The organism is Microbacterium sp. CPCC 204701, assembly GCF_004010105.1.
GTDB lineage: Bacteria > Actinomycetota > Actinomycetes > Actinomycetales > Microbacteriaceae > Microbacterium.
In genome coordinates, this window is the sequence record NZ_RRYE01000126.1 from 1 (window position 1) to 7,799 (window position 7,799).

4 protein-coding genes are annotated in these 7,799 nt (G+C 69.8%); 2 read left to right on the forward strand and 2 right to left on the reverse strand.

The window, feature by feature from the left end; translation table 11 throughout:
* A partial coding sequence (locus EIO58_RS09325) for a dihydrolipoamide acetyltransferase family protein (protein WP_164861605.1) occupies window positions 1-866 on the forward strand: 866 nt, incomplete at its 5' end.
* On the opposite strand, the gene EIO58_RS19515 is transcribed toward EIO58_RS09325, so the two are convergent.
* Window positions 814-3,309 carry a LuxR C-terminal-related transcriptional regulator gene (locus tag EIO58_RS19515; protein WP_274543207.1) on the reverse strand — a complete coding sequence of 832 codons (2,496 nt, stop codon included), beginning with the start codon at window positions 3,307-3,309 and terminating at the stop codon, window positions 814-816. The genes EIO58_RS09325 and EIO58_RS19515 overlap by 53 nt on opposite strands.
* A gap of 264 nt (window positions 3,310-3,573) precedes the next feature.
* Here EIO58_RS19515 and EIO58_RS09335 point away from each other — a divergent pair, with 264 nt between their 5' ends.
* Window positions 3,574-7,308, forward strand: a complete 3,735-nt coding sequence (locus EIO58_RS09335) for a putative Ig domain-containing protein (protein WP_127819307.1) — start codon at window positions 3,574-3,576, stop codon at window positions 7,306-7,308.
* Between the two features lie 154 nt (window positions 7,309-7,462).
* Here the strand turns inward: EIO58_RS09335 and EIO58_RS09340 are convergent.
* Window positions 7,463-7,799: hypothetical protein (locus EIO58_RS09340; protein ID WP_205789195.1), on the reverse strand; the 337-nt coding region annotated here is incomplete at its 5' end.

A 7,799-nucleotide genomic window follows, 5' to 3' on the forward strand; every position in this document is an offset into this window, starting at 1 on the left:
TGACGCGCGACGACGTCATGCGGCACGCATCGCAGGCGAGCGTGTTCCGCAACATCGAGACGCCCGCGTGGGGCGACGTCCGCGAGGAGACGATTCCGGTCCCCGCCCGCGAGACGGCCACGCGCCCCGCCGTCGCCCCGGCGCACCCGGCGCCGGACGCCGAGGGCCGCGAGGAGACCATCGCGGTCAAGGGCGTGCGCAAGGCCACGTCGTCCGCGATGGTGCAGTCGGCCTACTCCGCCCCGCACGTGTCGGTGTGGACCGACGTCGACGCGACCCGCACGATGGAGCTCGTCAAGCGACTCAAGGCGTCGCCCGACTTCGCCGACATCAAAGTCTCGCCGCTGCTGATCATGGCGCGGGCGGTCATCTGGGCGGTGCGCCGCACGCCGATGGTGAACGCCGCGTGGGTGGATGCCGAGGGCGGAGCAGAGATCCGCGTGCGCCGCTACGTCAACCTGGGCATCGCCGCGGCGACGCCGCGGGGCCTGCTGGTTCCGAACATCAAGGACGCGCAGGACCTGTCGATGCGCGATCTCGCGCGCTCTCTCGAGAAGCTCACGCTGACGGCGCGCGAGGGACGCACGACCCCCGCCGACCAGCAGGGCGGCACCATCACGATCACGAACATCGGCGTGTTCGGGATGGACGCCGGCACGCCCATCATCAACCCCGGCGAGTCGGGCATCGTCGCGCTCGGCACCATCCGTCAGAAGCCCTGGGTCGTCGAAGGCGAGGTGCGCCCCCGCTGGGTGACGACGGTGGCGGGGTCGTTCGACCACCGTGTGATCGATGGCGACGGGATGTCGCGCTTCATCGCCGACGTCGCGTCGATCCTCGAGGAGCCGGCGCTGCTGCTCGACTGATCGGGGACCTCAGCGACGTTGATGCGGAGCCACCGGTCTCGGCCGCATCCAGGGTGATGAGCCCATTGCGATATGCGGCTGCGGTCGCCTCGGCCCGCCCGCGAACAGCGAGCTTGCGGTAGATCGAGACCGAGTGGTGCATGACGGTCTTCACCGACAGGTGGAGACGTTGCGCGATCTCCTTGTTGGTCAGACCCGTTGCCAGCAGTTGCAGGACCTCGCGCTCCCGGGCGCTCAGCCCACTCGCATGAGGCGCGGCCGCGACAGCCTCGACAGCGTGGCGGTGGAGCCACTCCGTCGCCACGGTTGCGGCTCCGGCGGTCGAGAGCATGCCGCCTTCGGCGACCGCGCTGGCGTAGCGGAGGTCGCCCAGTCGGGCGTGCACGCCCGTCACCGCGTCTCCGAAGAGCGCGCGTGTCGACGGGGCCATCGAGCGCAGGAGCCTGTCGACGTCGAGGCGGATGACACCCATCAGTCGCGCGGCCACGACGTCTGCATCGGGGTCACTCCGGAACGAATCGGCGATGAGCACCGTGTGGATGAGCGACATCCCGCTGAGGGTCCACCAGCCACGGCGGCGCGCGAGCTCGAGCCGGCGCGCGCACCAGTGGGCCGCGGACCCCGTGCGGCCCGCGCGTTGCTCCTGCATCGTCATCGCCGCATAGACGAAGGAGAGAAGTACGGGGTCGCCGAGTCTGTCGGCCAGTGAAACCGCGTCTTCAAGGTCCGGGATCATCGGTGCCTGGCGCGTCTGCGCGGCGGGAAGAGTGTTCAGCACGGTGATCGCCCACGCGATGGATGACGCGTCGCCGATGCGTTGGGCGCGGTCCAGCGACGCTCGCGCCAGAGCGACGGCGGCCTCCGGACCCTGCGTGTGGTGGACGGCACCTGCCAACGACAGTTCGAGGCGGGCCGCCCAGGCGGGCAGTGCGGCTGAACGGGCGATCCGCAGGCCCTCCGTTGCGGCACGGGCCGACAGTTCGAAATCGCCTGTCGTCGTGCCGTTCTGTACGGCGATCATCCGTGCCTGCAGCGCGAGGAGGGGGTTCGCCTCCGGGTCTATGAGTGCAGTCCCGCGCGCCCAACGGTGTGCGATCAGCTCGCTGTGCTGCACGCCGTCGGGCGACAGCGCGAGCATCCGCGCTGACCACACCCACGCGGCCGCCCGCGTCTCGTCTTCGAGCCGGTCAACTGCACCCACAGCCAGGGCGGTCTCGAGGATCTCGCCGATCGTCGCGTCCTCCTCGAAGCCTTCGAGCGAGGAGGCCACCTGGACGGCGAGCGAACACGCATCCGCCGCGTCCAGCGAGGCGAGGCGCCGCAACTCGATCGCGTAGTCGCGGCGCAGCACGCGTACTCGGTCCACGGCGTCAGAGGGTGTGAGCCGCGCGCGCGCAGCCGATGCCTCCTCGGCGAGCTGCCGGAGGTAGTCCGGCAGCACCGGCTCCGGCATGCCCTCGGCGAACTCGTGGACGAACGATCGCACGATCGGCAGCAGCGCAAGCGTCGGCTCAGGGCGCCCTTGGTGGACTTCGACGAGCCGCAGATCGATCAGTCGCCCGAGGCTGTCGAGCACCTCGCCCAGAGGTGCGGGCACGATGGCTGTCGCCGCGCCCAGAGGAAATCTGCCGTGGAACGTGGCGAGGTGCACCAGAAGCCGGTCCTGGGCGGGCGTCAGCAGGTCGCGCGTCACCCGCAGGTTCTCACGGATTCCTGCACCCGCGCCCTCCAAGAGGTCCAGGTCTGCCGGTTCGCCCGGGCGCGAGCCGAGCTCATGCGCGAGCTTCTCGAGCGACAGGAGACGCGCCCGCGCTGCGGCGAGTTCGATCGCGAGCGGCAGGCCTCCGGTCAGGCGGCAGATCTCGCCGATCGCAGCGACGCCGTCAGCGTCCAGTACGAGGTGGGCGCCGATGCTCTGTGCCCGCTGGATGAACAGGCGCACGCTGGCGGCGTCGAGCATCGCAGTCGGGGATGTGTCCTCCGAAGGAACCTCCAGCGGAGCGACCTCCAATCCCCTGTCGCCATCCGGATCGGCAGCCCGTCGTGAGACCAGCACCACGACGAGTCGTGGGCAGCAAGCCAGGACTTCTCTCAGCTCGGAAGCGCTGTCATCGAGGCCGTCGACGTGGTCGGCGGCCAGCACGACGCGGGATGCCGCGACGACGCCGGCCAGCGCACCGGACGCGCGCTGAGTGTCATCGAGCGTCGGCCAAAGGCCGAGGGCGCGGGCGATCTCATCGACAAGGGGCGCTCCGCGGTCGGCGCCGCGCAGATCCACATGCCACACGGCAGGCTCTCTCGTCGCCAGAACGGGGAGGGCAGTCCCGAGCAGCGCGCTCTTGCCCACGCCAGGTGAGCCGGTGACGTGGATGACCCCCGTCGGTATGTCCGCAATCAGGCACACGAGTCGATCGAGCTCGCGCTTCCGACCGGCCAGCTTCACGATGCCCCCAGGCAGACTCGCCGCACCAGCGAGACGGGGGATGCTGCATCCTCCGTCAGGCACGAACACGACCTTGTAGATGACCCTAAGCCATGGCGGCAGCCGACGGTGAAGGCTGTCGCATTCTCGTGCGATCCGTGGCATCGAGGGCCGGAACGGGCGAGCCGGGTCTGGCGGCGGCGATCGGTCGCGATCCGTCGGGTGGGGAGAAGATAGGGCAATCGCCCGATGCCCTCCGGAAGGGGCGTGAGCTTGCCTGAACAGGTGAGAACGAAGCGCCCTCTCACCGCAGTCATCGCGGTGTTCACCCTCGTGCTGGGAACCATCAGTCTCGCGGCGGGTACGGCGATCGCGCTTCCCTCGCAACCCGGCGCCGGGGTGCCGCCGATCATCGGGAACAGCCTGAACGGTGTCATCCGGGATGTGCCCGCGGAGTACTACCGTGCGATCGAGGATTTCGAGAACCGGGCGATCGCCGAGGTGATCGAGACCCATTCGCTACCGGAGTCCGACTGGGATGCCGTGCGCGCATGGGGGCGCGACGCCGTGCGTGCGCAGGCCTTCCTGAACCTCTTGGCGATCATCAAGACGCCCGCCAACGAACGGACCGACGACGAGAAGCTCGTGTACCGGTGGTTCCAAGAGGTGTACCAGGATCAACTCGTCGACCAGGCCCAGGAAGCGGTCGACCTGTATCTGCAATGGTCGGGCCTCACCCTCGACACCATCTCGCTCGACCCCCAGCCCGACAATGGGAGTGGCGGCGGCTACTGCAACTTCCACCCGCCGAAGGTGTTCGAGAAGGGCAGCGGGGCGTTCGGCGGCGTCTACAACGCGACCATGCTGCCGCAGTGCCACGACTCCCAGGGAACGACGGTCGCGTGCCTTCACGGCCCCACGGGCTGCCCGGTGCCGTGGCCGACGGCCGAGCAGTTCCAGCAGTGGGGGCGCTACCTCTCGCAGCAGGAACTGTTCGACGACCCGGTCTTCCCGAACCTCGCGATGGACGCCTCGGTCGGGATCGGCGTGGCCGCCACGCTGGCGGCGACCGCCGCCGGAACGGCGGCAGCGCGCGCATATCTCGCGGTGCCCGTGGCAGCGGAGTCGGGGACTCTGTTCACGAAGGTGTTCCCGCACACCGCCCGCGCCTTCATCAAACTCGTGAAGGGGGCCGTGAGCATTCCGCAGGTCGTCACCGAGGCCGCAGGGACCACCGCGCGGGCGTCGGCCGGCGTCGTCAGGGCAGGGGCGGGGGCCTTCGTGGTCGGCACGGTCATCACGGCGATCCTCACGATCGCCCTGGAGTCGTGGACGATCTACGAGCACAGCCAGATCCCGGTCAAGCTGCAGGATTGGCTTGAAGATGCGAAGGACGAGGTGCCGAATCTCGCCTCCATCCTCGCCGAGGACTCCGGGCCGGGGGTGCTGCTCACGACCTTCATCTCGACGACGCAGATCGACGTCGACTACGACTGCCGGCCGGTGACCGGCGCCGACGGATACTCGGCGTTCCCCTGCGCCAACGCCCCGGCACCGCCCGCGCCGACCGACACCGACCCCCGCCTCTACATCACTCGTGCAGGCGCCGACGACGCGGTCAGCGGAGGATTCGAAGACCGGGTCTATCTCATGAATCCGATCGACAGCGATTGGCCGAACGCCACTCTGAACGAAGCCGTGCGGCCGTCGGGGAACGGCTGGTTCGTCACGACCAAGTACGACGGGCTCTTGGCGGGGAACCGGTCGGGGCCCGCGATCCCCGGTGCGAGCCTGCAGACTCTGCGGCTTTACTATGTCGACTGGGACGGCCAGGGTCGCGTCGCCGAGCGGATCGTCGTCGACGGTCGGCCCAAGTTCGCGATCTCGTCGCTGGAGAGCCCGGATGTCACGGGCTGCACGGAGATCACACCTGAGAGCTCCGACACGACCATGGCCAACGTCTGCCTCACCGACACCATCTCGTACCTCGAACCCGACGGCACCAAGGCCTCGGCGCGGATCGTCGCCCACGACGCCGCCGGCCCCGCAGTGAATGCGATCGTCCCCGACCGTGTGTTCGCCGGCGAACCGTTCGTCGTCTCGGCCAGTACGACGGCGACGTTCGGCTCAGAGCCGTTCGAGTACCGGTGGACGGTGGGCGGGCAGAGCTACGACGGCGCGTCGGTGCGGTTGACCTCGAACTACGCGGGCCCCGTCGAGGTCCAGCTCGACGTCACCGATGCGGAAGGCGAGACGACCACCGAGCGCTATCCCGTGCTCGCGGTGCAGACCACGACCCTCGATGTGGCGTATTGGCCGACGATCGATCCGGTGACCTGGCCTGCGGGGCCGGTGGCAACAGGTGAGACCACCACGAAGGTCTGGGCCAAGCTGACCCCTGCCTTCGAGCAGGGGGTTCAGTGTGCCCCGATGAGCGTCATCGACTGCACTGAGCCCACCGGCGCCGTGCAGTTCTATCTCAACGGCATCCCGGTCGGCGCACCGGTGACCGTCGGCGGCGGGTTCTACATGCCGCCGTGCTTCGAGGGACCCCCGAACATGAACTGCGTCGGGTCAGGGGGACTGAACGTCGCGTGGGCACGCGCGATCCCCGTTCCGTTCCTCGGGCTGACGCCAGGGGTCGACGCTCAGCTCAGCGCCGTCTACCACGGCGACGCGAATTTCAAGATCTCGAGCGGCGCCGTCTCGCTCACGGTTGCGAAGGCTCCGGCCGTCGTGTCGTTCACCTCCGGGTCGACCTACCCCGACCCGGACGTCCCGGTGACGCTCACCGCGAGCGTCACGGCGCCGCCGACCATCTGGGGCGTGCCGACCGGGTACGTGCAGTTCCGTGAGGGGGAGCAAGGCTCACCGCTCGGAGACCCGGCACCGCTCGACGCGACGGGCACGGCGATCTTGCACGACTTGCGTCTGCGGTTCGTGAACAGCGTCGTGGTGGAGTATCTCGGCGACGATCGCTTCGCCGAGACCTCGAGTTCCGTGACCCCCATCCGCTTTCCGGTCGCCACGAGCGCAACCGTCGATCCGCCGCCGACCTCCGCGCTCGCCGGCACTCTCATCCCGCTCTCGATCACGGTCCGTGACGAGCTCGACGAACCCATGCCGAACGTCGAGGTCATCGTGTCTCCGGGCGACCATCGCACGACGACCGATGCGAACGGGGTCGCGACCGTGAGCGTCTCGTCGGAGGTCGACGGTGAGGTCACCTACACGGTCGCGGCGGACGGCGCCTCAGACCTCGCGTCGGCGACGATCCTGTGGGCCAGCGTCCCGGGATTCGGCGACCTCGACACCGAGCTGGATGCGGAGGTCGGGGTGCCGTTCGAGGCGCGGCTGCCGGTCGCAGGCGTCCCGACTCCGACGATCGACCTGACGGGCCTGCCCGACTGGCTGACCTTCGACGAGGAGCGCGGCGTGCTCTCCGGTACACCACCCGAGAACAGCCAGGCCGCACTCGCTCCGACCACGTTCGTCGCTGCGACGACGGCGGCCGTGACGACGGCGGCAGTCACGACGACGACCATCACCGCGATCGCCACCAGTCCGTTCGGCACGGCGACCGCGCAGCTCGTCCTGAGCGTGCATCCTGCGGTCGCGATCGTGACGGACGAGCTCCCGCCGGCTACCGCGACCCGGAGCTACAAGGCTCGGGTTGTCGCCGAAGGCGGGTTCGGTCCGTACCGATGGGCGGTCGAGGGTCTGCCGGACGGACTCGCGCTCGACGCCGACGCCGGGATCATCTCCGGCACCCCGGTGCGCACGAGCAGCCAGCCGATCGAGTTGACCGTGATCGATGCCCTCGGCGGCACCCGGTCGGCCGCGGTCCACTTCGCCGTGGCGGCGGCACCCGTGAAGCCATCCGATCCCGTGGATTCCGAGTCCCGGCTCGCGGGCACCGGCGTGGAACCCGGGTTCGGGGCGGTCGTGGCGCTCCTGCTGCTCGGCGCCGGGCTCGCTGCGCTCGTCGCCGGCCGCCCACGACGAACTCAGCGTCGGTGACCGTCTCGCTGTCTCGCAATCGGACACCTGCGCTCGCTGTCAGCCGTCTTCCCTGACCGCGTCGGCGCGAGCGTCGCGTTCGGCGGGGTACGACCACCCGCGACCGGTTGCGGAGCGCAGGCGGCCGGACAGCCGAAGGTGCCGCCTTCGCCGGTCAGGCGCTGGAGCGCAGCCGGTCAGCGAGGCGGCGCGCCACCGAGCGGTTGTCGGGATGCCGCAGGCCCGGATCGACCTCGACGACGTCGTGGTCGCGATGCACCAGAAACCGCGTGCGGATGTCGCCGTCCCCGAGCGCGGCCGACCCGTCGCGGCTGAGCCGGGCGGTGCGCCATCGCCCGACGCGGCGCATCGGAACAAGCGCGGCGCGGCCGTGACCGCGTGCGGAGACGCGGACGTCGACTCGATCGGCGGCATGGTGCTGAGGCATCCGTGCGGTGACGAGGATCCGGCCACGCAGGCGCCGCACGCGAACGCGCACGAGAGCGCCGTCG